Source organism: Chitinophaga parva, from assembly GCF_003071345.1.
In the GTDB taxonomy this organism is placed as follows: Bacteria; Bacteroidota; Bacteroidia; order Chitinophagales; family Chitinophagaceae; genus Chitinophaga; species Chitinophaga parva.
On record NZ_QCYK01000003.1, the window covers coordinates 308,758 to 333,591 of the forward strand.

At 52.5% G+C, this 24,834-nt stretch carries 15 protein-coding genes and 1 tRNA gene; 13 read left to right on the forward strand and 3 right to left on the reverse strand.

What is annotated here, in order from left to right:
• Nucleotides 1-56: 56 nt before the first annotated feature.
• From DCC81_RS20570 to DCC81_RS25880, 8 genes are all read left to right on the forward strand, one after another.
• Nucleotides 57-725 carry an alpha/beta hydrolase family protein gene (locus tag DCC81_RS20570; protein ID WP_108688565.1) on the forward strand — a complete coding sequence of 223 codons (669 nt, stop codon included), beginning with the start codon at nt 57-59 and terminating at the stop codon, nt 723-725.
• Nucleotides 726-899: 174 nt separating this feature from the next.
• On the forward strand, nt 900-2,018 hold the full coding sequence (locus tag DCC81_RS20575; protein ID WP_108688566.1) for a 5-(carboxyamino)imidazole ribonucleotide synthase: 1,119 nt from the start codon (nt 900-902) through the stop codon (nt 2,016-2,018).
• Nucleotides 2,019-2,023: 5 nt separating this feature from the next.
• Complete coding sequence (gene purE / locus DCC81_RS20580; RefSeq protein WP_108689266.1) at nt 2,024-2,518, forward strand: 5-(carboxyamino)imidazole ribonucleotide mutase; 495 nt, start codon at nt 2,024-2,026, stop codon at nt 2,516-2,518.
• A gap of 487 nt (nt 2,519-3,005) precedes the next feature.
• Nucleotides 3,006-3,521, forward strand: coding sequence for a DUF4402 domain-containing protein (locus DCC81_RS20585; protein WP_108688567.1), 516 nt, complete (start codon nt 3,006-3,008; stop codon nt 3,519-3,521).
• A 77-nt stretch (nt 3,522-3,598) separates the two neighbouring features.
• Nucleotides 3,599-4,477: a fimbrial biogenesis chaperone gene (locus DCC81_RS20590; RefSeq protein ID WP_133177743.1), complete on the forward strand. Its 879-nt coding sequence runs from the start codon at nt 3,599-3,601 to the stop codon at nt 4,475-4,477.
• A gap of 188 nt (nt 4,478-4,665) precedes the next feature.
• Nucleotides 4,666-12,549: a T9SS type A sorting domain-containing protein gene (locus tag DCC81_RS20595; protein ID WP_108688569.1), complete on the forward strand. Its 7,884-nt coding sequence runs from the start codon at nt 4,666-4,668 to the stop codon at nt 12,547-12,549.
• Between the two features lie 70 nt (nt 12,550-12,619).
• Nucleotides 12,620-13,090 (forward strand): DUF4402 domain-containing protein, encoded by a 471-nt coding sequence (locus DCC81_RS20600; RefSeq protein WP_165806675.1) that lies wholly within the window; start codon nt 12,620-12,622, stop codon nt 13,088-13,090.
• Nucleotides 13,091-13,096: 6 nt separating this feature from the next.
• Nucleotides 13,097-15,745 carry a carboxypeptidase-like regulatory domain-containing protein gene (locus tag DCC81_RS25880; protein ID WP_240613037.1) on the forward strand — a complete coding sequence of 883 codons (2,649 nt, stop codon included), beginning with the start codon at nt 13,097-13,099 and terminating at the stop codon, nt 15,743-15,745.
• A gap of 620 nt (nt 15,746-16,365) precedes the next feature.
• Here the strand turns inward: DCC81_RS25880 and DCC81_RS20610 are convergent.
• The 3 genes from DCC81_RS20610 to DCC81_RS20625 form a co-directional block, all read right to left on the reverse strand.
• Nucleotides 16,366-17,853, reverse strand: a complete 1,488-nt coding sequence (locus tag DCC81_RS20610; RefSeq protein ID WP_108688571.1) for a hypothetical protein — start codon at nt 17,851-17,853, stop codon at nt 16,366-16,368.
• Nucleotides 17,854-18,600: 747 nt separating this feature from the next.
• Nucleotides 18,601-18,682, reverse strand: a tRNA-Leu gene (locus DCC81_RS20620).
• 118 nt (nt 18,683-18,800) lie between these two features.
• Nucleotides 18,801-19,613 carry a 2,3,4,5-tetrahydropyridine-2,6-dicarboxylate N-succinyltransferase gene (locus DCC81_RS20625; protein ID WP_108688573.1) on the reverse strand — a complete coding sequence of 271 codons (813 nt, stop codon included), beginning with the start codon at nt 19,611-19,613 and terminating at the stop codon, nt 18,801-18,803.
• Nucleotides 19,614-19,725: 112 nt separating this feature from the next.
• Between DCC81_RS20625 and DCC81_RS20630 the strand changes: the two genes are divergently transcribed.
• The 5 genes from DCC81_RS20630 to miaA all read left to right on the forward strand — a co-directional run bounded on the left by DCC81_RS20630 (nt 19,726) and on the right by miaA (nt 24,781).
• Complete coding sequence (locus DCC81_RS20630) at nt 19,726-20,853, forward strand: glycosyltransferase family 4 protein (protein WP_108688574.1); 1,128 nt, start codon at nt 19,726-19,728, stop codon at nt 20,851-20,853.
• A 10-nt stretch (nt 20,854-20,863) separates the two neighbouring features.
• Nucleotides 20,864-21,436, forward strand: coding sequence for an L-threonylcarbamoyladenylate synthase (locus tag DCC81_RS20635; RefSeq protein WP_205686396.1), 573 nt, complete (start codon nt 20,864-20,866; stop codon nt 21,434-21,436).
• A 142-nt stretch (nt 21,437-21,578) separates the two neighbouring features.
• On the forward strand, nt 21,579-23,021 hold the full coding sequence (locus DCC81_RS20640; RefSeq protein ID WP_108688576.1) for a CCA tRNA nucleotidyltransferase: 1,443 nt from the start codon (nt 21,579-21,581) through the stop codon (nt 23,019-23,021).
• A gap of 117 nt (nt 23,022-23,138) precedes the next feature.
• Nucleotides 23,139-23,720: an IS1096 element passenger TnpR family protein gene (locus DCC81_RS20645; RefSeq protein ID WP_108688577.1), complete on the forward strand. Its 582-nt coding sequence runs from the start codon at nt 23,139-23,141 to the stop codon at nt 23,718-23,720.
• 164 nt (nt 23,721-23,884) lie between these two features.
• Nucleotides 23,885-24,781 carry a tRNA (adenosine(37)-N6)-dimethylallyltransferase MiaA gene (gene miaA / locus DCC81_RS20650; protein ID WP_108688578.1) on the forward strand — a complete coding sequence of 299 codons (897 nt, stop codon included), beginning with the start codon at nt 23,885-23,887 and terminating at the stop codon, nt 24,779-24,781.
• Nucleotides 24,782-24,834 lie beyond the last annotated feature (53 nt).

The window sequence follows — 24,834 nt, forward strand, 5'->3', positions numbered from 1 at the left end:
ATCTGGCGTAGGCGTGGGTTTAGTACCTTTAGCGGATCAACTAAACACACCGCACTATGACCACCCGCAGGCTTTCACTCCCCCTTCCGGCCCCACAGGAAAACGTATCCGCGCTTTACATGGCGCCAGACCATCCTACGTGCATGATGACGCTGGCACATGGCGCCGGCGCAGGGATGGAGCATGCGTTCATGGAAACGCTGGCCACCGCGCTGGCAGCAGCGGGTATTGCCACCCTGCGGTTTAATTTCCCCTTTGCAGAACACGGAAAGGGCCGCCCGGACACGCCGGCGGTAGCCCATCAAACCATTGCCGCTGCCATAGAAAAGGCATTGGCATTGCAACCGGCATTGCCCTTGTTTGTAGCCGGGAAATCTTTTGGTGGGCGGATGTCTTCCCAGTACCTGGCACTGCACCCACGGAAGGAGGTGGCAGGCCTGGTCTTTTATGGTTTTCCACTGCACCCCGCGGGCAAGCCAGGCACGGAGCGGGCGGCACACCTGGCGGATGTAAAAGTGCCAATGCTGTTTTTGCAGGGCACCAGGGATGCACTGGCGCAATGGGACCTGATAGCAGCAGTATGCGCTTCGCTCAAAAAGGCAACGCTGGTAAAGATAGAAGGGGCAGACCATTCGTTCAAGGCGGGAAAGAAAGTGGATGTAATGGGAATGCTGGTAGCGGCTACAAAGGAATGGGTAGGAGGTAAGGCCCGTGCACACAAATGAGCCATCCATCCGGGGTGAGAAAATTATATATAATATTATTTAATATTTATGATGCGGGGAGCACCGTGGTTTGGGCAATGGCACAGTGCCCGGAGGCAATGGCACAGTGCCCGGAGGCAATGGCTATACCATCATTTACAATAGTTTCATACCTTTGCCTCCCAATTGAAGACTATGCTTGAAAATTTGAAAATAGGAATATTAGGAGGCGGTCAGCTGGGCGGCATGCTTATACGGCATGCCATAGATCTCGGTCTCCACATTTCGGTGATGGATAAAGATGCAAATGCGCCTTGTGCCCGTTATACGTCTTCTTTTACATGCGCCGATCCTAAATCCTATGAAGCCGTTTTGGCGTTTGGCCAGGGCCTGGATGTGATCACCATCGAAATGGAAGCGGTGAACATCGATGCCTTGCGTGAACTTGAAAAGCAAGGTGTCAGGGTTTTTCCTTCCCCCGATACAATTAAAGTGATCCAGGATAAGCTTACGCAAAAGCAATTCCTGCAGTCACAGGGCATCCCGGTGGCGCCGGGCCAGGCCATTGAAAGCAGGGATGACCTGTACCAATATGAAAGCAAACTGCCCGGCTGTCTTAAGAAACGGCGCAATGGGTATGATGGCTATGGGGTAATGGTGCTGAGGACCCCCGCAGATATTGCTACTGCTTTTGATGAGCCATCCGTGCTGGAAGAGCTGGTAGATATTAAACACGAAATTGCGGTCATCGTAGCAAGAAATGAGCAGGGCGAAGTGAAATGCTATGATGCAGTTGCGATGGTATTCTCCGGGGAAAAATTCATACTTGATTTCCAGCTGGCGCCCGCGCAGCTGCCGGAAGGGATACTGAAAGAAGCTACCGCGCTTGCTGAAAAGATAGCCAATGCGCTCCAACTTGTTGGTATTCTTGCCGTAGAAATGTTTGTGACCAAGGATGACAAGGTCCTGGTGAACGAACTGGCGCCCAGGCCCCACAACAGCGGCCACCACACGATAGAAGCCAGCACTACCTCGCAATATGAACAATTGCTCCGGGCCATTTTAGGTTTGCCGCTGGGCGATACCGGGCTTCATTTTCCTTCTCTTATGCTGAATATCCTGGAAACCGCGGCACTGAGTGCTAACAGGCAGGAGAAACTGCGTTCCCTGCTGGCTGTTGATGGTGCACACCTTCACTGGTATGGCAAAAAAGGCAGCAGGATAGGCAGGAAAGTAGGCCACGTGACCATCACGGGCAACACCATGGAAAGCGTTGTGGCAAAAGCGGAAACCATCCGGAAAATTTTAAATTGAAAAATATGAAACAGGTAGAAGTAGGCATCATTATGGGCAGCAGCTCCGATGCGCCTATCATGCGGCAGGCAATAGAAGTGCTGAAGAAATTTGACATCGGCTACGAGTTCAACGTGGTGTCCGCACACCGCAGCCCCCAGCGGATGTTTGATTACGCAGCTGCCGCGGAAGGCCGCGGACTGAAGGTGATCATTGCAGGTGCCGGTGGTGCAGCACACCTCCCGGGTATGGTAGCCGCCATTACTACATTGCCTGTGGTGGGCGTGCCCATCAAGTCTTCCAATTCCCTTGATGGCTGGGATTCCCTGCTGTCTATCGTGCAAATGCCGGGAGATATACCGGTGGCTACTGTAAGCGTGAATGGTGCCCGCAATGCCGGCTTACTGGCCGTGCAGATCCTGGCCACTGCCAACAGCGCCCTCCGGGAACAACTGGCCGCGATGAAAAAGGAAAATTACGAGAAGGTGCTCCAGCAAGATGAAACGCTGGACCGTTCTTAGAGAATGAAGAGGGTAGGAGGTTGTTGATAAAACGCCCCCTGCATAACCTGGTGAATAGCGTAGAAGATAATGCCCGCAGATAGGATGTCTGCGGGTTTTTTATGCCGTATAGCCGGCACTGTATGCGGTGCCGTTTTACCTGGATCTGCATGAAACAGCCATCCCTTTTTGAGCGTGAATGGCGCGAAGTTTGAAGACACTTTTCAAACGCAGGATCCCTTCCCGGAACTGTACGCTGGTCCGCCAGCAGACGCGGCCGGTGTCATAAACATTAAAAAAAGACGACAGTTAATATTTTGCATTACCTTCATCATAACGACTGTTAGTCCCTTGTAGCGACCGGATATGAAAACCACTTTTAATTGATATTACTGCTGATATTACTGCAGCTTGTGAAATGTTTGTCGTTAGCCGTCCATAATCCACATATTCCCCTTTTGAAGGTATATTTTTTTTCAACAGATGTTTTATCACCAAAAACCCAAGTATGAAAAAGTTCAACTGTATCTCGGCCATCACATTGGTATTTGCTGCTATTACCACCAGTGTTTCTGCGCAGGAAACTGCCTCTGCTACTGCTACCGCCACCATCGTAACACCTATTAGCATTGTGAAAGACGTGGACATGAATTTTGGTAACGTTGCCGTGCAATCCACCGCCGGGGGGACGGTCGTGCTTACCCCGGCAGGCGTGCGTACAGCTACCGGCGGTGTAACGCTTCCTTCTACGGCCACCGGGACCATCACAGCAGCTTCCTTTACGGTGACCGGTACCGGCAATTATACCTACAGCATTACACTGCCGTCTACCGCACTTACCATTACAAGCGGCGCCAATACCATGACGGTAACTAATTTTACCAGTGATCCATTAGGCGTTGGTACGTTGGCTGCAGGCACCCAAACCCTTAATGTAGGTGCCACCCTGAACGTCAGTGCTGCCCAGGCAGCCGGAACCTATGTTTCCGCTACCCCCTTTGATGTAACTGTAAACTATAACTGATCTGCCGGCCGCAAAGCCGGCTTCACACTTACATAGAACTAAATCACATCCCGTATGGCCGTATGCTATATAAAAATATGAAACCTGTAAAGTCATCGGTACGGCCGGGCATTGCTGCGGCCAGGTACCTGTGTTGTCTTGCCATCGCTGTTATTTGCTGTAATGTTGTTGCTATACAACATGCCCTGGCCCAGGGAAATCTCCTGGTAACGCCCGCCCGTGTTATTTTTGAGGGCTCCAAACGTGCGGAAGAACTGAACCTGGCAAATTCCGGGAAAGATACCGCCCGGTATCTTATTTCATTTGTAGAGATCAGGATGAATAAGAACGGCACTTTTGACCAGGTGAATGAACCGGATTCCGGGCAGCAGTTTGCCAGTGGTTACCTGCGTTTTTTTCCCCGCAGCGTTGTGCTGGGCCCCAATGAAGCGCAGGTAATAAAATTACAGCTGACCGGTGCCAGCCAGTTAGCCCCCGGCGAATACAGGTCCCACCTGTATTTCAGGGCAGTGCCTGATGAGCGGCCCATTGGAGGCGATACTGTACGTGCCGACAGCAGCGGCATCAATGTAAAGTTGACGCCTGTTTTCGGCATCACCATCCCGGTGATCATCCGCGTAGGTGAAACCACCGCCAGCGTCCAGTTATCGGAGCTTTCCGTGGACCAGGCAACCGGGCCGGAGCCCGGTTTGAATGTGTTATTTAACCGGACGGGCAATGCATCCGTATACGGCGACCTCACAGTTGATTATATTTCTCCGCAGGGCAAAGCAACACAGGTAGCGGAAGCCCGCGGGCTTGCAGTGTATACCCCTAACAGTCAGCGTTATGTTCACTTGATATTGCAAACAAAACCTGGTATTAATTTCCGGACTGGAAAACTTCGCGTGGCATATACAACCAAAACAAAAACATCAACGGAAGAATTGGCCAGGGCTGAATTGCAGCTACGATAAAAGGCAGGAAAGCCACCAACTCTGCTCCTATGGACGTGATTACAGATTGGCTTATTCGCTGGTTTTATTCCAAGAAAATTACTCCGGCACCCCAAAGCAGCATCCGGTACGCCCTCCTTTTGGCGCGCCCCGGCGCACCATGCAGGACCGTAGTGTTATGGGCGCTGCTTTTTTCTCCCCTGACGCTATTGGCACAAACCAGTTGGAAGGGGATCGTAAGCAGTTCCTGGTCCAATAGCGCCAACTGGACCGCCGGCGTGCCTAATTCCAATGTAGACGCTATTATAGGCGATGCAGCTTTTACCGGGATCTATTACCCCGTGATCAGCAGTAGCGCCAGTTGCGGATCACTTACCGTAGGAGCTGGCATGAATGCGGTATTAACCGTTTCTAAAAGCCTGACGGTAGCAGGAGATCTCGTGATCGGCGCTGGCAGTACCATTTCCCAACGCGTTGTTACGCTCACGGTGAAAGGCAACTGGACCAATAACGGCAGCTATTCCACCTCCAGCGCCAATTCCAGGGTAATCTTTGCCGGTGCCACGCAGGCCATAGAGGGCAGCGCCGTTACCGCCTTCCGTAAGCTTACCATCGGGGTAGGCAGCACCACTACCCAAAATGTGAATATGACCGTCTCCGGGAGCTTCACCGTAAACGGTACTTTTATACCGGCGGATAATGCTACACCAGTAGAGGTTTCCGGCACTGCCACCACTTCGGTAGCCGCCGGCGGTGTATTGCACGTAAAGGCCGCTACTTTTGCAAACAACTACGGCCTTACAGGTGCTATTACGCTCGCCGCAGGCAGTGTGGTAGCGTATAGCGGTAACCTGGTGAATCAAACCGTAAGGAACAACCTTACCTATTCCACCCTCCAGATCAGCGGAAGCAGCATAAAAACACTGGGTGGAAATCTTAACCTGCTTAACGCTACCACTGCTACCGCGGGCAAGATAGAAGTACTGGCCGGCACGCTGGACCTGTCTACTTTTACGGCCAACAGGGGCACCACCGTAGCGGGCGGCGGCCTTACCGTGGCTAATGGTGCCACGCTGAAGATCGGCGGTACCAATACATTTCCCTTAAATTATGGCACTATCTCCCTCGGCCTGACCAGCACAGTGGAATACAGCGGAACCAGCCAGGCAGTAGCCGCACAGATCTATGGGAACCTTACCTTGTCTGCCGGCAGCGGGACTGTTGTTAAAACCATGCCTGCCACGGACTTCACCGTATCCGGTAATTTCACCTCGAACGTGGCCGCCGGTACCGGGGTCAGTTACACTGCCGCATCTAACATCACCATCAGCGGCGATGTAAATATCGGCGCTGCCACCACTTTCAACGGCGGCAGCTTCACGGTAACTACTTCCAGCAACTGGGTCAATAACGGTACTTTCAGTGGCGGTACCGGTTTGGTAATCGTTACAGGAGGTGGCGCCTCCATCGGTGGAACAGGTGCCTATAATTTTAATGATCTTACAATAGCGGCCACCAATATCACAGCGACAGCGGCGGCTATTACCGTAGCAGGAAACTTTGCCACTACTGCACCGGGCACATTTACCCATCTTACCGGCGGCACGTTTACGATGAGCGGCGCCGGTAAAACGATCACCGGTACCGATATTTCATTTGAGAACCTTACCGTTACCGGTTCGGTAACTGCCACCGGCGCCCTCACCATCACCGGCAACCTGTCTGTAAGTGGCAGCATGAACAGCACTGCCGCAGGCGTGGTCATGAGCGGCAGCGGGAAAACGATATCCGGCACCGGCGCTATTATTTTTGGCAGCCTGTCGGTAACAGGCAGCGTTACATCCTCCACGGGATTTACCATTGGCAACAACCTGGATGTATACGGCACTTTTACAGCCAGCGCGGGCACCGCCACCTTTACAGGCAACAGTTTCCTGAACGGCACTGCCAACCTCTTTAATGTAACCCTTAACGGAACCGCCTTACAATTATCTGCTAACGCCGTACTGGGCATCGCTAACCTCTATACCGTTACCGCAGGCACGTTGAATGTAACCGCGACCGTGCCCAATACGGTGAACTTTAACGGCACCGGCGCACAAACCATACCCAGTGGTACTTTTGACCGGCTGATGGTCAGTAACGGGAGTACCAAAACCCTTGGCGGAAGCGTAACGGTGAACAGCGATTTCACCATCGCTACCGGCACTACTTTCAGTGCGGGTAGCCAGTCCATTGCCATTCTTGGCAACTGGATCAGCAATGGCACCTTCACAGCCGGCTCGGGTACCGTAACGCTGGGTGGCGCCAATAATACTTCCATCACCGGCGCTTCCACTTTCAATATCCTTACACTCAATAAAACGAATGCTGTAAACCAGGTATCCCTGCTCAGTAATGTTTCTGTAGCAACACTCAACATGAACACCGGCACGATGATGACCGGTGCCAATACTGTTACCATTACCGGAAACAGGACGGGCAATGGGATCATTCTCGGGAATATCCAGCACTCCCATAATTTTGCGCTGGGCACTGCTTATGCTTTTGAAAGCCCGAATAACACGGTTACGCTCACCGCCATTTCAATCTCCGCGTCTGTAACGATGTCCGTGAGCCCGCAGGTGGTAACAGACTTCCCTTCCGGCGCTGCCATAAACCGTCAGTATACCATTACCACCAGCGGCCTTGCCCAGGTAGCTTCTGTGCTGCGCCTACATTATGAAGATGCGGAACTGAACGGGAATGCCGAGTCAAGTCTCAGCATCTGGCGCAATACAGGCACCGGCTGGTCGGTATACGGAAACTCAGCCAGCAGCACCACCGCCAACTACGTGGAACAAATCAGTTTGCTGGGCACATTAGCAGGCCGCTACACCCTGTCCGCCACTTCAAACGTGGTACGATGGAATGGCTCTGTGAGCAGCGACTGGAATACGGCCAACAACTGGACCGTGGCCCAGGGCAGCCCATCCCGGCCCCCCGGCCCCAACGATATTGCAGAAATAGGCACCATTGCGTTCACCAATCAACCCGTGATCAGCAGCGCCGCCAATGTGAAAAGTATTTCTTTCGGGAGCGTGCAGGCCGCCACGCTTACACTCGCATCCGGCGGATCGCTGGTAACGCAGGGCAATATCACCGGGCTATGGTCTGCCAACGCCGCCCATGTCATCAATGTAAATGACCAGAGCCTGACCGTAAACGGCAGCCTCACGCTGAGCGATGGCACTGCCGGCCATACCATCCAGTTAAATATCGGGAATGGCACCGTTACCGCGGGAGCTGTGTCACAGTCCGGCGGAGCAGGTATTGTTTTTTCCGGCGCGGGCACGATGAATATTGCCAACGACTTCACGTACAGCAGCGGTACATTTACCGCCGGCAGCAGCACGGTGGTATATAATGGTTCAGCAATACAGGCAGTAGCAGGTGTTACCTATAATCACCTCAGCATAAACAAAACAGGAGGCAGCGCGCAGATCAACAGCGCCACTACTGTAAACGGTGACCTTACGGTGGCCAGTGGCGATCTGACCGTGAACGCCGCCACCACGGTAACGGGCAATGTGACCCTTAATGCAGGAGCTGCTGCAAGTGGCGGTGCCGCCGCCATAACAGTGAATGGCAACTGGAGTAACAGTGGCACATTCACTCCCGGAACAGGAACGGTCAATTTCACCGGCAGTAATGCGCAAAGTATTTCCGCATCCGCGTTTAATAATGTAGTGATCAACAAAACGGGCGGTGCTGCCACCCTCAGTGGCAATATGAGTGTCAACGGCAACCTGTCTGTGAGTGCTGGAACACTGAACCTGGCAACGTTTACGGCTAGCCGGAGCTCCCAGGGAGGGACACTCAGCGTTGCAAGCGGCGGCACGTTAACAGTGGGGGGCGCCAGCAATTTTCCCGCCAATTACTCCCAGTACCAGCTTGGCAGTACCAGCACCGTGAACTATAATATGGCCGGCTCTCAAACGGTTGCCGGGAACGTTGCTTACGGGCATCTCCTGTTCGGTGGAAGTGGTACTAAAAGCCTTGCTGCCACCGCCATCGTTAATGGCAACCTGACAATTGGCAGCGGTACTACGCTCAGTGCCGGTACATTTACGGTGAATCTTTATGGCAACTGGGTAAACAACGGCACCTTTTCCGCTGGCAGCAGCACGGTTACGCTTAATGGTGCTGGTAAAACGATCACTGGTAACACCACGTTCAACAGGCTTATGGTTTATGGCAGTTATGCAGTAGCCGGCAGTGATATTACCTATAACGGCCTTCTGCAGATAACAACCGGCGGCTCTTATGATGGTGGCAGCGGCTCTGCCACCATCAATGGCGACCTTACTAACAACGGATCGCTGATCAGCAATGGTGTTACCACTTTTACCGGCACTTCGCTGCAAACTATCCGCTTGGTGAATGCCATTGTTTCCAACTCAAGCGGCGTGATCAATTTTAACGGCAACGTATCACCGGTATTGAACTCAACCAGCACCCCCACTTTTGCCACGCTGAATATAAATAATACGGCCGGTATCAACCCAAGTGTGGGATGGACCGTACTGGTAGCATTTAACATCAGCAGCGGTGCTTCTTTCAATGGCGGGCTCCCTACCCATACGATCCGTGGCAGCTTTACCAATAACGGAACAGTAACCAGCACCGGTACACTGTACTTTGATCCGCTGGCAGCGCAGAGTATTTCTCTCCGCGGAACTGCCTTCTCCAGCACCGGCTCGGTAATATTTGGCGGCAGCGCCGCGCTTACCATTTCAGGAACGCCCACCCTGCTGACCGATGTCACCATAGCCAACACCGTTGGCATTACACCTGCTACCGGCTGGAATATCACTGGCGATCTGCATATCCACGGTAACAGTATCTTTAATGCAGGCAGTAACAATTTTACAGTAAACGGAGACCTTGAAAGCAATGGCGCGCTTAACGGCGGAACATCCACTTTTACTTTAACGGCTCCCGCCGGCATCCTAACCGGGAGTGATAGCACTATTTTTTATAACCTGGTGATCGACGGGGCGATCACCGCCGATGCGGATTTTAAGGTGAACCACAATCTTACCATCAACGGATCGATTGACGCCAGCATCGGAACGGCCATCATGACCGGCTCCGCGCCTGCCACGATCGGGGGCACAGGCAGTCCCTTTAACCTCGCTCAATTGCAGGTAGCAAAAACCGGGGCTGCCACCGTTACATTGTCCAGGACCCTCCAGGCAGTGACTGCATTGGATGTTTTAAGTGGCACGCTGGATACCGGCGATTCCACCATTATAGAGGATGCTACTGCTGGCGGTACACTATCCATTGAAGATAGTGCGCGCCTGGTTGTAAGAGGCATTCACAGCCTGCCCGTCTTTGATACTTATCAGTTGGATACCCTTAGTACCGTTGAATATGGCGGCAGCACCCAAACGGTGGCCGGCGTTACTCCTTACGGCAATCTTACCATCTCCGCTGCCGGCAATAAAACAGCCACCAGCACCTTAACCATATTGAATAACTTCACCCTGAGCAACGGCACGTTCATCCCCGGTAGTTTCACAGACACACTGCAGGGCAACTGGAGCATGACCGGCGGTACATTTACCAACACCGGCTCCACCATTTATCTTAATGGAACGGCCGACCAGGCTGTTTCTTCCACAGGCGCCTTCAACAACGTTAAAGTAAACAAGGCCACGGGACTGGTCAACCTGTCTTCCAATGCCACCATAAACGGCACGCTTACCTTCATGGCAGGAAAGATCCGTACCGGCACAAATGCGGTGATCATTGCCGCTGGCGGAACGGTTAGCGGCGCCGCGCAAAATACAGGCTGGGTATACGGCCGCCTGCAAAAAAATGTTGCGGCCGGCACCAATGTGAGCAGGACCTATGAAATTGGCGACAGCCTGAGTTATACCCCTGCAACCATGTTACTGGCCAGTGTAACCACGACCGGGAACGTAACCGCGGTAGTCTATGCGGTGAGCCATCCTGACCTGTTGTCGTCCGGCCTGAATACCAACCGGAAAGTGAAACGCTACTGGACATTTACCAACAGCGGCGTAGCCTTTACCACCGCCACCGTAACGCTTAACTGGGTAACTGCCGACGTGGATGCCGGCGCGGTGTCCTCCAATTTTAAAGTGGCGCAGTATAACGGAACCACCTGGTCGCTTCCGGCGGTGAGCTCCCCGCAGCCTACATCAATACAGGCAACGGGTTTAACGGCATTCGGAGACCTGGCGGTAGGGGAACTGGCCACCGGCGCCATATGGACCGGTGCAGTCAGCACCAGCTGGTATGTTACCGGCAACTGGTCGTCGGCCACCGTGCCCACTACCATCACCAATGTCACTATTCCTTCCGGGCTGGTTAATTATCCACTGGTCAACTCCGGGGAGGCCACCGCTAATAATATTACCATTCAACCCGGTGCCACCGTAACGGTGAGCGGTGCTACGCTGCAGATAGCCGGTGTTATTACCAGCACCGGCACCTTCACCGCCACTGCGGGCACCATTGAGCTAAACGGGGCATCAGCGCAGGTGATACCCGCTGCAACCTTTACATCCGATACGCTCCTGAACCTCACCATTAATAACACAGCGGGCGTAACCCTGCAGGGAGCACTGAATGTCAGCGGCATATTGAAAGTGACCACTGGTCAGTTGAATACCGGCGGATTTCTCACTTTATTGTCCACCGCGGCCCAAACAGCGCTGATCGATGGCAGTGGCGCCGGACAGGTATCCGGTAATGTGACCATGCAGCGGTACCTGCCCAGCGCATTTGGCTATAAATATGTCAGCTCCCCCTTCCAGGCGGCCACCGTAAATGAAATGGCGGATGATATTGACCTCAATGCTCCCTTCCCGTCCTTTTACCGCTACGTGGAAAACCGGGCATCTTCCGGATGGGTGGCCTATACCGATCCTACTGGTGTACTAACGCCCATGACGGGATATGCCGCACAAATGGGCACTTCCGGCACCCCCTTTACGATGGATATAACCGGGGTAGTGAATAACCAAACGGTGACGGCACCCACGCTTACCAATAACAATCAACCTTACACGCAGGGATTTAACCTGGTGGGCAATCCCTATCCATCGCCGGTAGACTGGGACATTGCCGCCGGGTGGAGCCGCACCAACATCGATAACGCAGTGTATTATTTTAACGCAGGCACCGCCAGTCAGTACACCGGCACGTACAGTTCTTATATCAACGGCGTGTCCAGTGATGGCATTGCCAACAACGTGATTGCGGCCATGCAGGGATTTTTCGTGCATGTTACCGACGGAACTTTCCCTGTAACAGGAGCCTTGTCTGTGAATAACAATGCAAGGATCAACAACCCATCGCCGGTATTTCACCGGGTTTCCCAAACAACACCGATGCTGCGGATCAACGCTGCTTTTGCAGACGATGGCCAGGCCGCCGATCCACTGGTTGTTTATTTTGATGAAGCAGCATCCCCGGATTTTGAAAGAACAATGGACGCCCTGAAACTGATGAATACAGATCTGGCCGTTCCCAATATATACGCGTTATCAGCCGACAGCGCCCGCCTCTCTATTAACGCATTACCACAGTTCCCCGACAGTACCGATGTTGTTGCCCTGGGCCTTAAAACAGAAAAGGCCGGGTGGGTAACGTTTACGGTGACGGACATGGTGCGCCTGCCGCCGCAACTGCACATTTACCTGAAAGACGCCGTGACGGGCAAAACACAGGAATTACAGGCATTCACAAAATACCGGGTGTACCTGGATGCAGGCACTTACGAGCAGCGCTTTTCTTTCGTATTCCATGGTGGTGCGACCAGTTCCCCTGGTGATGCGGGGCCGGTGTTCAGGGCCTACAGTGCCGGGCAAACACTGTATGCCTATTTTGATAAAGTACCCGGCGAAAAATGCCATATCACCATCTATAACCTGCTGGGCCAGGCATTGTGGCAGCAGGACCTGGCTGGCAATGGCCAACATGCAATAGGAAAGCAGTATAGCAGCGGGCTTTATATCGTTTCATTTTACGCAGGTGGTACCATCGTGTCTAAAAAAGTGTTTATCAGTAACCAGTAATAAGATCTTTAAAAGAATGATCAGTGAAATAAGTTTCCCCAGACAGCTTCTCTTCCGCTTGATATTGATAATGATACCGGTGTTTGCAGGGTATGTGACCGGGCATGCACAGGAACCGCCGCCACAGCCCATTGCGGTGTATGTAAACCCGGCGCAGGGCCTTATTTTCGGCGCGTTCTTCCAGGGATCGTCCGGGGGAACCGTGATCATATATCCCGATGGCTCGCGCTCCGTAACCGGTAGCGTGGTGCAGGCAAACCTGGGCTACCCTTTTTCCCCGGCCATTTTTGAAATAGAGGCCAACAGGGGCACCCTGATCTCTATTTTGAACGGGCCGGACGTAACCCTTACCGGCAGCAATGGCGGCTCCATCAGCCTGCATGTGGGTGCCGCCAGCACCGGCAGTTCATTTATCACAACCGCTACGCCACCCGCCAGGAACCTGGTGAGGATCGGGGGCACCCTCACGGTAGGCAGTCCGCCAGCCAATCCATCCGGTGCTTACAGCGGCGTATTTACCGTCACGTTTATACAGGAATAACACGGTATGGGAGCACGGCAGCACATCATCCTTCACTGCATTGGCAGCTTGTACCGGGTGTTCCCGGTAGGGATATTGTTTTGCGCCGTAATGCCGCTGCTGTCGTCAAAAGCAGCTGCCAAAGGGCCGGACCCGGTTTTCTATGAAACCTCCGTATTTGTAGTGGTACAGGGAATAGGAGGGGCTGAGATCCCGGCAGTGATCGCCGATGATTCCGCGTATTTATCCGTTACCGATATCTTTAATTTCCTGAAGATAAAAAATACGGCGTCTCCCCGCATGGATTCCGTATATGGCTTTTTTATTACAGAAAATGCGCCTTTCGTGATAGACCGGAAGAACAATGTGATCCATTACCGGGATAAAAGCATCTCCCTGAAGAAAGATGACCTGGTGGGCACAGAAACGGGGCTCTACCTGAGGACCGGCTGCTTTGCAGCCATATTCGGATTGGAATGTACTTTCAGTTTCCGTTCCCTTTCCGTTAAACTGGAAACGAAACTGGAGCTTCCGGCCATCCGGGAAATGCGGCAGGAAATCATGCGCCATAATATCAGCCGGTTAAAGGGCGAGTTAAAAGCGGATACCGTGATCGGGCTTCGCCGTTCCATGTTCAGTATCGGAACGGCAGATTGGTCGGTTGTGGCCACCCAGCGCCCCGAAGGAGGAAGTGATAATACCTGGGTGAACCTTGCGCTGGGCGGCACCATGCTGGGGGGCGAAACAAATGTGTCGCTGAACTATAACAATTATGCCCAGCAGCAGCTGCCCTATAGCCACGACAGCGCCGTGATAGGGCCATTTGACCAGCGGCAGCAGTACTACCGGTGGCGCTATGTTGACAATGATAACAGAGCCCTGCGCCAGGTCATTGCCGGCAAGATCTTTACCGCTTCTACGGCATCTATATTTGATCCGGTAGTAGGCGTACAGTTTACCAACACCCCCACTACTTACAGGCGCTCTTACGGCTCTTATACGCTGAGCGATTTTACAGACCCCGGGTGGACGGTGGAACTGTACGTGAACAATGCGCTGGTAGATTACACCACTGCCGATGCCGCCGGCTTCTATACATTCCAGGTTCCGCTGGTGTATGGAAATTCCGTTGTCCGGCTTCGCTTCTACGGCCCATGGGGAGAAGAACGGTCAAGGGAGGAAAATATCAGCATCCCGTTTAATTTCCTGCCTTTGCATGAATTTGAATACACTGCCAGCGCAGGCATGGTGGAAGACGGGCATCACAGCATCTTCTCCAGGCTGCAAATGAACTATGGCCTGAGCCGTAAAATTACGATAGGCGGCGGCATGGAATACCTGTCGTCCGTTGCTACCGGTAAAGCAATGCCCTTTGTGATGGCTTCCGGCCGCGTAACGCCTAATCTTTTGCTGGCAGCGGATTACACCTACGGCGTAAGAGGGCGCGGCATCCTTACCTACCGGATGCCCTCTAACTTGCAGCTGGAGCTGTATTACACCCGTTACAAAAAAGGACAACAGGCCATCATTTATAATTACGTGGAAGAAAGAAAGATCATTGTATCCAAACCTTTCCTGGCGAAAAAGTTCTCCTTATTCAACCGCGTAACGCTGGACCAGATCGTTTTACCGGAAACAAAATACAGTACGGCAGAATGGCTGATCTCCGGCGCAATTTTCCGTGTAGGCGTTAACGTAAGCACCTATGCCGTTTTCATAAATCCAGACCCGGCTTTTGTGTATACCAACCTGGCGTTTACCTACCGGATGCCGGGCGAGATTTTAATTACACCGCAGGTACAATATGAATATAACAGCAACAGCCTGATGGCAGTAAGATGCGAGCTGGGTAAATACCTGTTCCGGCATGGCTACATGAATGTATCCTACGAACGTAATTATAAAAGTAATCTTACCAATGTGGGCATAGGCCTGCGTTATGATTTTGCTTTTTCACAGATCGGCTTTTCCGGCTGGAAAGGTACCAACATGACCACCATGGTGGAATCTGCACGGGGTAGCCTGATCTATGACGATAAGACCAGGTATACCGGGTTCAGCACGCGCACAAGCGTGGGCACAGGAGGAGTGGTGCTGGTGCCGTTCCTGGATCTGAATGCCAACGACCGCCGCGATCCCGGCGAGCCGAAGGCCTATGGCCTGAAAGCCAGCTGTAACGGGGGCATGATGCTGCAAAGCCGCCGTGATACAACGATCCGGATCGTTAACATGGAGCCTTATCAGTATTATTTCATCGAGCTGGGAAAGAATAGTTTTGATAACGTTGCCTGGCGGATAAAGAAGCCGTCTATCGGCGTAGTGGTAGATGCTAACCAAATGAAGCTGGTCGAAGTACCGGTAGCCGTTATGGGAGAGGTGTCCGGGAAAGTAATACTCCAGGAAGAACATGCCATCCGGGGCATGGCCCGCATCTCCATCGGGTTTTATAGGAACGATTCCGTACTGGTGGCCCGCACCCAAACAGAATCAGACGGCTTCTTTGACTACATGGGCTTACCTCCTGGCAACTATACGGTAAAAATAGATCCGGTACAATTGCAGAAACTTGGTATGGAGGCAGCTCCTGCAAAACTGCCGTTTACGATAAAGCTTCGCAAGGATCTGGATGGAGATGTGGTGGAGGGATTGGAACTGCGGCTGCGCAAAATTCCGTGATCTGCTAGCCCTATTTCTTCCGCAGCACAGTACCACCATGGGTTGCAGGTGTTCAATACGACGCCTGAAAAAACTGCCAATGGTCATTTTCTACCAGCGGTCGTCATAAGCATAGCCTACCACGAAGCCGGATAATAAAATGAAAAGGCCCACGGCCAGGTAGCCATAGTTGACGAGATTGTCCAAATGCGCGGTGGATAATGATTCCGCAAGGTGGAAGGTTACAACGATGATGGCTGCCACGCCGCGAAGGCGTCTAATATCGGGTAGTGTGGCTTGGTGGCCAGCGCATTATTGTTCTGCTACAGACGATGCGTTAAACCGTCCAAAATATAAGGAACTTGGACAGGCGATTAAAAATGGCTTCCGAAAATCTTAAAAAAAGCCTTGATTATCGTCGATAACCAAGGCTTAGTTAGTGCCCAGAACTGGATAAAAGCCAGCCCAGTAAGCCATATCGTTATGAACCATTAACGCCAGGTAGTTAAAGGATGGCGAGGCTAATTCACTTTATAGCAATTGGTACAGCTAATTGCTGCAGGGGGAAAGGTAACGAAAAAGTCAAAAGGTACAAATGGTACAAGTGCTAGCTTTTAAAATGAAGGCGCAGTAACAGGAGATTACTCCACGGTAACGGCGGATACGTGATAAAGGGAGCGCCCTAAATTCCGATGCCTGTAAGACACGTAAATAAGCCTGTTGCCACCATCTGCCACCGTGTTGAGCGGAGAGAAGGGCAGGTCTGAATAGTGGTCATGATTAAATGAAGGTTCCAGGAATTTCTTGGTCATGTTACCGTCTTTGCTGATATACACTACTGCCAGGCCATCATTTTTGCCACCCGGGGCTACGATGCGACGGGGCTTGGTATCTTCCACCTCGGTATTTTTCATACAGTCCTGGAAAAAGATATGAAACCCATCATTATTGTCGGGAAGTACAGCCGCGCCGGTGTAAACGCGGTAGTTCATTTCTGTTTGGCTTTTGTACACGGTTTTGGCCCAGGCCAGTTCATGGTTGGGATTTATTTTAATGACATAGAGATTGCCTGCGTCTATCGTTGCCGCATTGTGTTGAATTTTTAAGCCCCCGCTGTTAAAATCGGGGACCATGACATGTTCAACATCAGTGCTACTGGCCGGTTCCAGTGTGATTACTGTACTATGGTCCTTCAAAGGATAGCTGGTCACGAACTTTGCGCCGTGCGGGATTTTTTCCGCCAGGTCCGTTTTCTTTAATTCGGTGATCTTTTTTTGGGTGCCATCATACACGCCGCTGATAACGGTAGTAAAGTCTGCGTTCTTTCCTTCCTCAAGCAGGCCGGTAAATTGCAGGTTATTTTTATCTGCATGCCAGGCAATGTTGGTGAACAAGCCTGCCGGTATGCCCGCCAGGTGCCCGGTAGCGGCCTTTCCGGAAGGGGAGATCTGGGTAATGGTGTAATTGAAAGGATTATAGTCTTTCTTTGAATCAGATCCTTCTTCAGCGGCAATGATGTTAAATACACCATCATCAGAAAGAGCATACTGGATGTGGTCAATGTTTTTATCCGGTACATCATCCGACGTGGCAATTTTTGTTACTACTTTAAATTGTTGGTCGATCACAATACCCGTATAGGTGCCTGGATCATTTTTATGGGTGGTTCTGAATACCACATAAAAATGCGATTTATCGGGCGATGCGCCCATTGACGGGTAGGTGTTGTCATCAGCCGGTTTGATCAGGTCTGCCACCATGCTGGCCGTTCCGTCTTCCAGATGCAGTTCATACGGCTGCACGCCGTTGTCCTTATCTGCGAAGAACAGGATCAGCTTTTCACCAATAGTATAGCCTTGCAGGAAGCGCTTGCCTGCCGTAGCATCCAGCGGTTTGGAAAGCAATTGTTTTAACTGGTGGTCGTACACGCAAACGATCGCATTTCTCCCATTCCTGTATTTTAATGGGCCAAGGGGGAAGGCATACTGGAGATCCACATACTTACCCGAGGTGGTCGTAAAAGTCTGATGCATGAAATCTGTTTCTTCTGCATCGGATGTTACAAACGTGTATTGCTGGGCGCTGGCCTGCAGCGTGAGCAGGGTGAATACTAACCATAAATATTTCATAGGAAAAGGACGATTATAAGGCAAATATATAAATAATAATGTATGTAATGGAAGGAGTAAATTGCGGCCTGTGGGAAGGAGGGGGGATGGGCTGGTCTGGGTTCGCAGTCTAAAGCAGTATCCTATTTAAAGCCTCTGTTTCTTCTTTGCCTGATCGGGAGTGCCGATACTGGGATGTTTGCTGAGATAAAGATCATCAATAACTAATTCCAAAATCGTGGTATACACCGCTTCCGTTGCATCTACATCATCTTGGAGCATAATGTTTTCAGTGTACTTAAAATTGATTGCGTCGCTAGTGCCTTGACCATTTTCGACCCTTAAAACATCCAGGAAATGCTGCCGCTTCCTGCCAATTTCCACTTTTTGAATAAGGACCGCCTAAAGCCTCCTTTGCCATATTTACTTCATCACGGAAAGCGCTAAACTCCTTGATTACTTTGTTGAGAAGTCGTATGCCGGCTGATTGCATGGTTATATCGTTGCTATCAAGTAAGAACAATCCCTGGAGCCGTATATATTGGGCCTTGCTGGAATCACCACGACTTCTGGAGAGTCTGGTATTAAATTCCGCTTCAATTTCTTTATCCTAATTTGATTTCCGACACCAATCATGCCTGGCCATGCTTAACAATTTAGGGGGGTAAAATAAATATAATTAATTTATAATACTAATATTAGCCAGTGCAAATTTCAATACGGTTAAAACTTCAAAGGCCGGAGAAACTCTCCGACCTTTGAAGCTTGTGCCCAGAACTGGATTCGAACCAGCACACCTTGCGGCGCTGCGACCTGAACACAGTGCGTCTACCAATTTCGCCATCTGGGCATCACTGATTTGTGTTTCAGGGAGTGCAAAAGTAAAATCTTTCCCGGATTCTCCAAATTCTTTTTAAAAAAAAGCCGGGCTTCCGTGAAGAAGCCCGGCTGTCAATAACATCCGCTCATTATACAGATATGCTAAACTCGCGCAGGGTGTCGTTCAGGCTCGTCTTCAGATCCGTGGATGCCTTGCGCTGGCCAATGATCAGCGCACAGGGTACCTGGTATTCACCCGCGGGGAATTTCTTCGCATAGGTGCCGGGAATTACCACGCTGCGGGCCGGTACGCGGCCTTTATATTCTTTCGGTTCTGCACCGGTTACATCAATGATCTTGGTAGAGCCGGTCAGTACCACGTTGGCACCCAGTACCGCTTCTTTTTCTACCACTACACCTTCCACCACGATGCAGCGGGAGCCTACAAACACACCGTCTTCAATGATCACGGGGCTGGCCTGCAGCGGTTCCAGTACGCCGCCAATGCCCACGCCACCGCTCAGGTGCACATTCTTGCCGATCTGGGCACAGGAGCCTACAGTAGCCCAGGTATCCACCATGGTACCTTCATCTACATAAGCGCCGATGTTCACATAAGATGGCATCAGGATGGTGCCCTTGGCAATGTAAGCGCCGTAACGGGCCACCGCGGAGGGAACCACGCGCACGCCCTGGTCCTTGTAGTTGTTCTTCAGCTTCATCTTGTCGAAGTACTCCATAGGGCCTGCCTGCCAGGTTTCCATCAACTGAATAGAAAAATACATGAGGATGGCTTGCTTTACCCACTCATTGACTACCCAGCCATTTTCTATGGGTTCGGCTACACGCATCTTGCCTTTGTCCAAACAGCTGATCACATTTTTCACGGCATCGCTGTATGTCGTATCTTGCAGCAGGTTGCGGTCGTTCCAGGCCGCCTGTATTTTGTCTTTTGTATCCATTTACATTGTATTTTCAGCAAACTTACAGTGTATTGTTGAAAAATTAACGGGCAATTGTCCACGAAACCAGGCAATTTCCTGCCGGTTCCCGCGGCTTCCCTTTCCAGTCCAGATGAACATCGCATTCGACGCCAAACGCGCATTCCAGAACAATACCGGCTTAGGCAACTACAGCCGCACCCTTATCCGCTCCCTGGCTGCCGGTTTCCCGGAGCACCAATATTACCTGTTTGCACCCAGGCAGACTGCTATGTTCAACACTGCTCCCTTTCCCAACGTACATACCGTGCTGCCGGAAAAATTCCTGCACCGCAAGCTCCGCGCTGTATGGCGCAGTAAGTGGGTAACGCCGGAACTGGCCCGCCGCGGCATGGACCTCTACCACGGCCTCAGTCATGAAGTGCCCCTGGGCATTCATAAAAGCCCGGTGAAAAGCGTGGTGACCATGCACGACCTCATTTTTGAACGCTATCCCGCACAATATAACCCGCTGGACGTATTCACCTACCGCCGGAAAGCCCGCTACGCGGCCCACGCGGCAGACCGTATCATTGCCATCAGCGGGCAAACAAAGGAAGACCTGGTGTCCTTCTACCACGTAGCGCCACAAAAGATAGCGGTGTGCTACCAGAGTTGCGATCCCGCATTTGCAGTGCTGCATCCGGCCGGTGCCATCGCCGCTTTCCGGGAAAAATATGCATTGCCCGCACAGTACCTGCTCAGTGTAGGTTCCGTGATAGAACGCAAGAACCTCCTGCGGGTGGTACAGGCCCTGTATCAAAGCAAATGCCCGTTGCCGCTGGTAGTGCTGGGTAACGGTGACGACTATATGAAAAAGGTAAAGGCCTGCATTGCGCAGCAAGGCATGGAGCAACAGGTGATCTGGCTCAATGAAAAGGCCCGCATGGCCGATGCAGAACTACCCCTCCTGTACCAGGGCGCTACCGCGCTGCTGTACGTTTCCCTGTTTGAAGGCTTTGGCATTCCCATCCTGGAAGCCCTCTGGAGCGGTACTCCCGTGATCACCTCCCGGGGCTCCTGCTTTGCGGAAACCGCCGGCAATGCAGCCATTTACGTAGATCCGTTATCGGTAGAGGAAATTGGAAAGGCGATGCATGCCGTTATTGACAACACTGCGCTGGCAATAGCGTTGCGGGAAAAAGGCTTTGCGCATGCACAGCAGTTCACGCCGGAAAAATGCGCCGCCGCCGTGATGGATGTTTACCGTTCACTTTTTTAATGTAAGCCACGTGGAAGTATTTGAAGAAGACCTGGTTGCCTGCCTGGAAGCCCTGCGCGCCGGCGGCACTATTTTATACCCTACAGACACCATCTGGGGGCTCGGTTGCGACGCCACTGATGAAAATGCCGTGCGCAAAATATTCGACATCAAACAACGCCCGGCCCACAAAAGCCTGGTAGTGCTGCTGGCGGATGTGAAGTCCATTTTCCGGTATGTAGCCCATCCGCATCCGGATCTGGCTGATATCCTGGCCGCCTTTGACCGCCCCACCACGGTGATCTACGACGGCGCCCTGCACCTGGCGCCCAGCGTCATCAATGCCGATGGGAGCGTAGCCATCCGCCTGGTGCAGGAGCCCTTTTGCCGCCACCTGGTAAAGCGCCTGCGCAAGCCCCTGGTTTCCACGTCGGCCAACCTGAGCGGCCAGCCATCCGCGCCCACGTTTGCAGACGTATCGCCGGAGGTAAAGCAAGGGGTGGACTACATCGTTAATTACCGCCAGACGGACACTACGCCCGCCACCCCTTCCCGCATCGTGAAGATCAGGGAGAACGGGGAGCTGGAGGTCATCAGGGGGTGAAAATTGTCCTGTGTCTCAGGGCCTAGGTCTTGAGTCCTAGGACCTAAGACCTAAGACCAAGACTTAAACCACGTTACGCAAACCTAATTGCTCCCTTTTCCCTACCTTTGCCCTCCTTTTTTAAAGTAGTATTTTTGACCTGATGAGCCGTTCCGATAGATTCGACATCCCTTGCACAGCCCAGGAACGCCTGGTACTGGACCATGTAGCACATGCCGCCGCCGCACTGGGTGTACCGGCCTACGTGATCGGTGGCTTTGTGCGGGATAAACTGCTGGGCCGCAAGACCAAGGACATGGACATTGTGTGCGTGGGCGATGGCATTGCCCTGGCAAATAAAGTAGCGGAAAGGCTGGGCGGCAATATCCCCGTGCATTTCTTCAAAACATACGGCACCGCCCAATTGAAATATGATGACCTGGAAGTGGAATTTGTAGGCGCCCGCCGCGAAAGCTACAGCGAGCAGTCCCGCAATCCCACCGTGGAACCGGGCTCCCTGGAAGACGACCAGCTGCGCCGCGATTTCACCATCAACGCCATGGCGGTAAGCCTCAACCCGGCTGATTTTGGCGCCCTGGTAGACCCGTTCAACGGGCTGCAGGACATGGAGCACAAGATCATCCGCACCCCGCTGGAACCGGGCAAAACCTTCAGTGATGACCCGCTGCGCATGATGCGGGGCATCCGCTTTGCCTCCCAGCTGGGCTTTACCATAGACCCGGTCACCTTTGCCGGTATCAGGGAACACGCCCACCGCATCCGCATTATCACCCAGGAGCGCATTACCGATGAACTGAACAAGATCATGCTCTCCGTAACGCCTTCCGTGGGGCTGGACCTGCTTTATAAAGCCGGCCTGCTGAAGCTCATCTTCCCCGCCATGACAGACCTGGTAGGAGTGGAGACCCAGGAAGGTAAGGGGCATAAGGATAATTTCTATCATACCCTGCAGGTGATCGACAATATCAGCCGCCACACCCGCGACCTGTGGCTGCGCTGGGCCGCGCTGCTGCACGACATTGGCAAGCCGGCCACCAAGCGCTTTGAAGAGGGCCATGGGTGGACCTTTCACGGGCACGATGCCGTGGGAGGGAAGATGGTGCCCCGCATTTTTGCGAAACTGAAATTGCCGCAAAATGAAAAGATGCGCTTCGTGAAAAAGCTCGTGGAGCTGCACCTGCGGCCCATCAGCCTCACAAAGGAGAATATAACGGATTCGGCTATACGCCGTTTGATCTTTGATGCCGGGGAAGACCTGGATGCGCTGATGACCCTCTGCGAGGCAGACATCACCTCCAAGAACAAGCAGAAGGTAAAGCGTTACCTGGAAAACTTTGAACTGGTGCGGGAACGCCTCAGGGAAGTGGAGGAGAATGACCGCATCCGCAACTGGCAGCCCCCCGTTACCGGTGAAATGATCATGGAAACATTCGGCCTGCGCCCCTGCCGCCAGGTAGGAGATCTTAAAAATGCCATCCGCGAAGCCATCCTGGATGGAGAGATCCCCAATAACTACGAGGCCGCCCACACCTTTATGCTGGAAAAGGCCGCGGAAATGGGCCTCCACCCCGTAAAGCTGCCCTAAGAACAAAAAATGAAATCGCAGGATATTGGCATAAAAATGGGTATTTTGCAAATAGCAGCACGCTGCAGGCAAAAACGCCTCTGAACAACACATAGAAAACATTTAACGAAAGCATATATGCCGGTTTTGAAATTCAGGGTTTACTGGGAAGAAGATGAAAGTGTGTACAGGGATATCGTGGTGAAGCCCACCCAATCATTTTTGCAATTCCATCAGTCTATTCTTACGGCTTTTGAGTTCGATAGTAAGCACAATGCCACCTTTTTTCGCAGCAACGATAACTGGCAGCGGGGCAGGGAGATCATTTTTGAAAACGATAACGCCCCCCGCAAGGCAGCGCCCCTGCTCATGGTAGACACTGCCATTGGCGCAGAGGTAAAAACACCCAACCAGAAGTTCATCTACGTGTATGACTTTGCCAAACACTGGACCTTCCTGGTAGAGCTCATCGCCGTTTCCAAAGACGAAGACCCGAAAAAGACCTACCCCCTCATGGTGCGCAAAGAAGGCCTGGCCCCCAGCCAGTACGGCACCAAAGGCCTGGTAAACGACAAACTGGTGGAAATGGAAGAAAAATATGACCTGAACAAGGAAGGCATGGACGAAGGCTACGGCGAAGAAGGTGAAGAACGCGAGCAGGACGAAGACCAGGAAGACAGCGAAGATGCACAACAGGGCGCAGGGCTGGATGATTATTAGAATTGTACAATGTACAACGTACCGCGTACAACGTACAGTCCCGTTCTTTAAAACATATTATCGTGAAAGGCCATCTACCCTGGTGGCCTTTTCTTTTTGATTCATCCGTAATCCAGGCAAGGTACGTTGTACGTGGTACGCGGTACGTTGTACATTTTCCCATCATGAACACCGCCATCATCATAGCCGGCCCTACAGCCGCGGGGAAAACCGGGCTGGCCATCCGCCTGGCACAGCACTTTGGTACCCGCATTATCTCCGCGGATTCCCGCCAGTGTTACCGGGAGATCAGCATTGGCACGGCCAAGCCTACGCCGGAACAGCTGGCGGCAGTGCCCCACTATTTTATAAATTCCCATAGCATCAAAGAGCAGGTGAGCGCAGGTATTTACGAGCGGCTGGCCCTGGGCTATGCGGAGGAGATCTTTGCCCACAACCCCGTGGCCATCGTATGTGGCGGTACCGGCCTTTACATCCGGGCCTTTGCAGAAGGGATAGACGATATGCCCGCCATCCCCGATGCGGTGCGGGACCACGTGCGCCAGGCCTACGCAGACCATGGCCTGGCCTGGCTGCAGGCCCAGCTCCGGGAGCGCGATCCCGCCTTCTGGGCCGTGGCCGAAACGGAAAATCCCCACCGCCTGGTACGGGCCCTGGAAGTGCTGGAAGCTACCGGCCAGTCCATCACTACCTTCCGCACGGCCACGCGGCGGGAAAGGCCGTTCCGCATTATCAAAATAGGAGTTACCATTCCTAAACCGGAGCTGCATGCCAACATTCACCTGCGGGTAGACCAGATGATGGCCGAAGGCCTGGTCGAAGAGGTGCGTGCTGTGCTGCCTTACCGTACCCACAACGCCCTGCAAACGGTAGGCTACCAGGAGATCTTTGCCTACCTGGATGGCCACCTTACCTTGCCGGAAGCGGTAACCCAGATCAAAGACCACACCCGCCAGTACGCCAAACGCCAGCTTACCTGGTTCACCCGTGACAAGGCCTTCCAGTGGTTTGATCCCCGCGGGGATGACAAGATACTGTCCTACCTGCAAAGCCAATTGTAACCAGGTTATCCTCCCCAAAAACAAAACACCCCCCGCTTTCACGGGAGGTGCTT

Coding starts and splice junctions, on each gene's coding strand:
- DCC81_RS20570 (WP_108688565.1), top strand. CDS start 57: ATGACCACCCGCAGGCTTTCACTCCCCCTTCCGGCCCCACAGGAAAAC.
- DCC81_RS20575 (WP_108688566.1), top strand. CDS start 900: ATGCTTGAAAATTTGAAAATAGGAATATTAGGAGGCGGTCAGCTGGGC.
- purE (WP_108689266.1), top strand. CDS start 2,024: ATGAAACAGGTAGAAGTAGGCATCATTATGGGCAGCAGCTCCGATGCG.
- DCC81_RS20585 (WP_108688567.1), top strand. CDS start 3,006: ATGAAAAAGTTCAACTGTATCTCGGCCATCACATTGGTATTTGCTGCT.
- DCC81_RS20590 (WP_133177743.1), top strand. CDS start 3,599: ATGAAACCTGTAAAGTCATCGGTACGGCCGGGCATTGCTGCGGCCAGG.
- DCC81_RS20600 (WP_165806675.1), top strand. CDS start 12,620: ATGATACCGGTGTTTGCAGGGTATGTGACCGGGCATGCACAGGAACCG.
- DCC81_RS25880 (WP_240613037.1), top strand. CDS start 13,097: ATGGGAGCACGGCAGCACATCATCCTTCACTGCATTGGCAGCTTGTAC.
- DCC81_RS20610 (WP_108688571.1), bottom strand. CDS start 17,853: ATGAAATATTTATGGTTAGTATTCACCCTGCTCACGCTGCAGGCCAGC.
- DCC81_RS20625 (WP_108688573.1), bottom strand. CDS start 19,613: ATGGATACAAAAGACAAAATACAGGCGGCCTGGAACGACCGCAACCTG.
- DCC81_RS20630 (WP_108688574.1), top strand. CDS start 19,726: ATGAACATCGCATTCGACGCCAAACGCGCATTCCAGAACAATACCGGC.
- DCC81_RS20640 (WP_108688576.1), top strand. CDS start 21,579: ATGAGCCGTTCCGATAGATTCGACATCCCTTGCACAGCCCAGGAACGC.
- DCC81_RS20645 (WP_108688577.1), top strand. CDS start 23,139: ATGCCGGTTTTGAAATTCAGGGTTTACTGGGAAGAAGATGAAAGTGTG.
- miaA (WP_108688578.1), top strand. CDS start 23,885: ATGAACACCGCCATCATCATAGCCGGCCCTACAGCCGCGGGGAAAACC.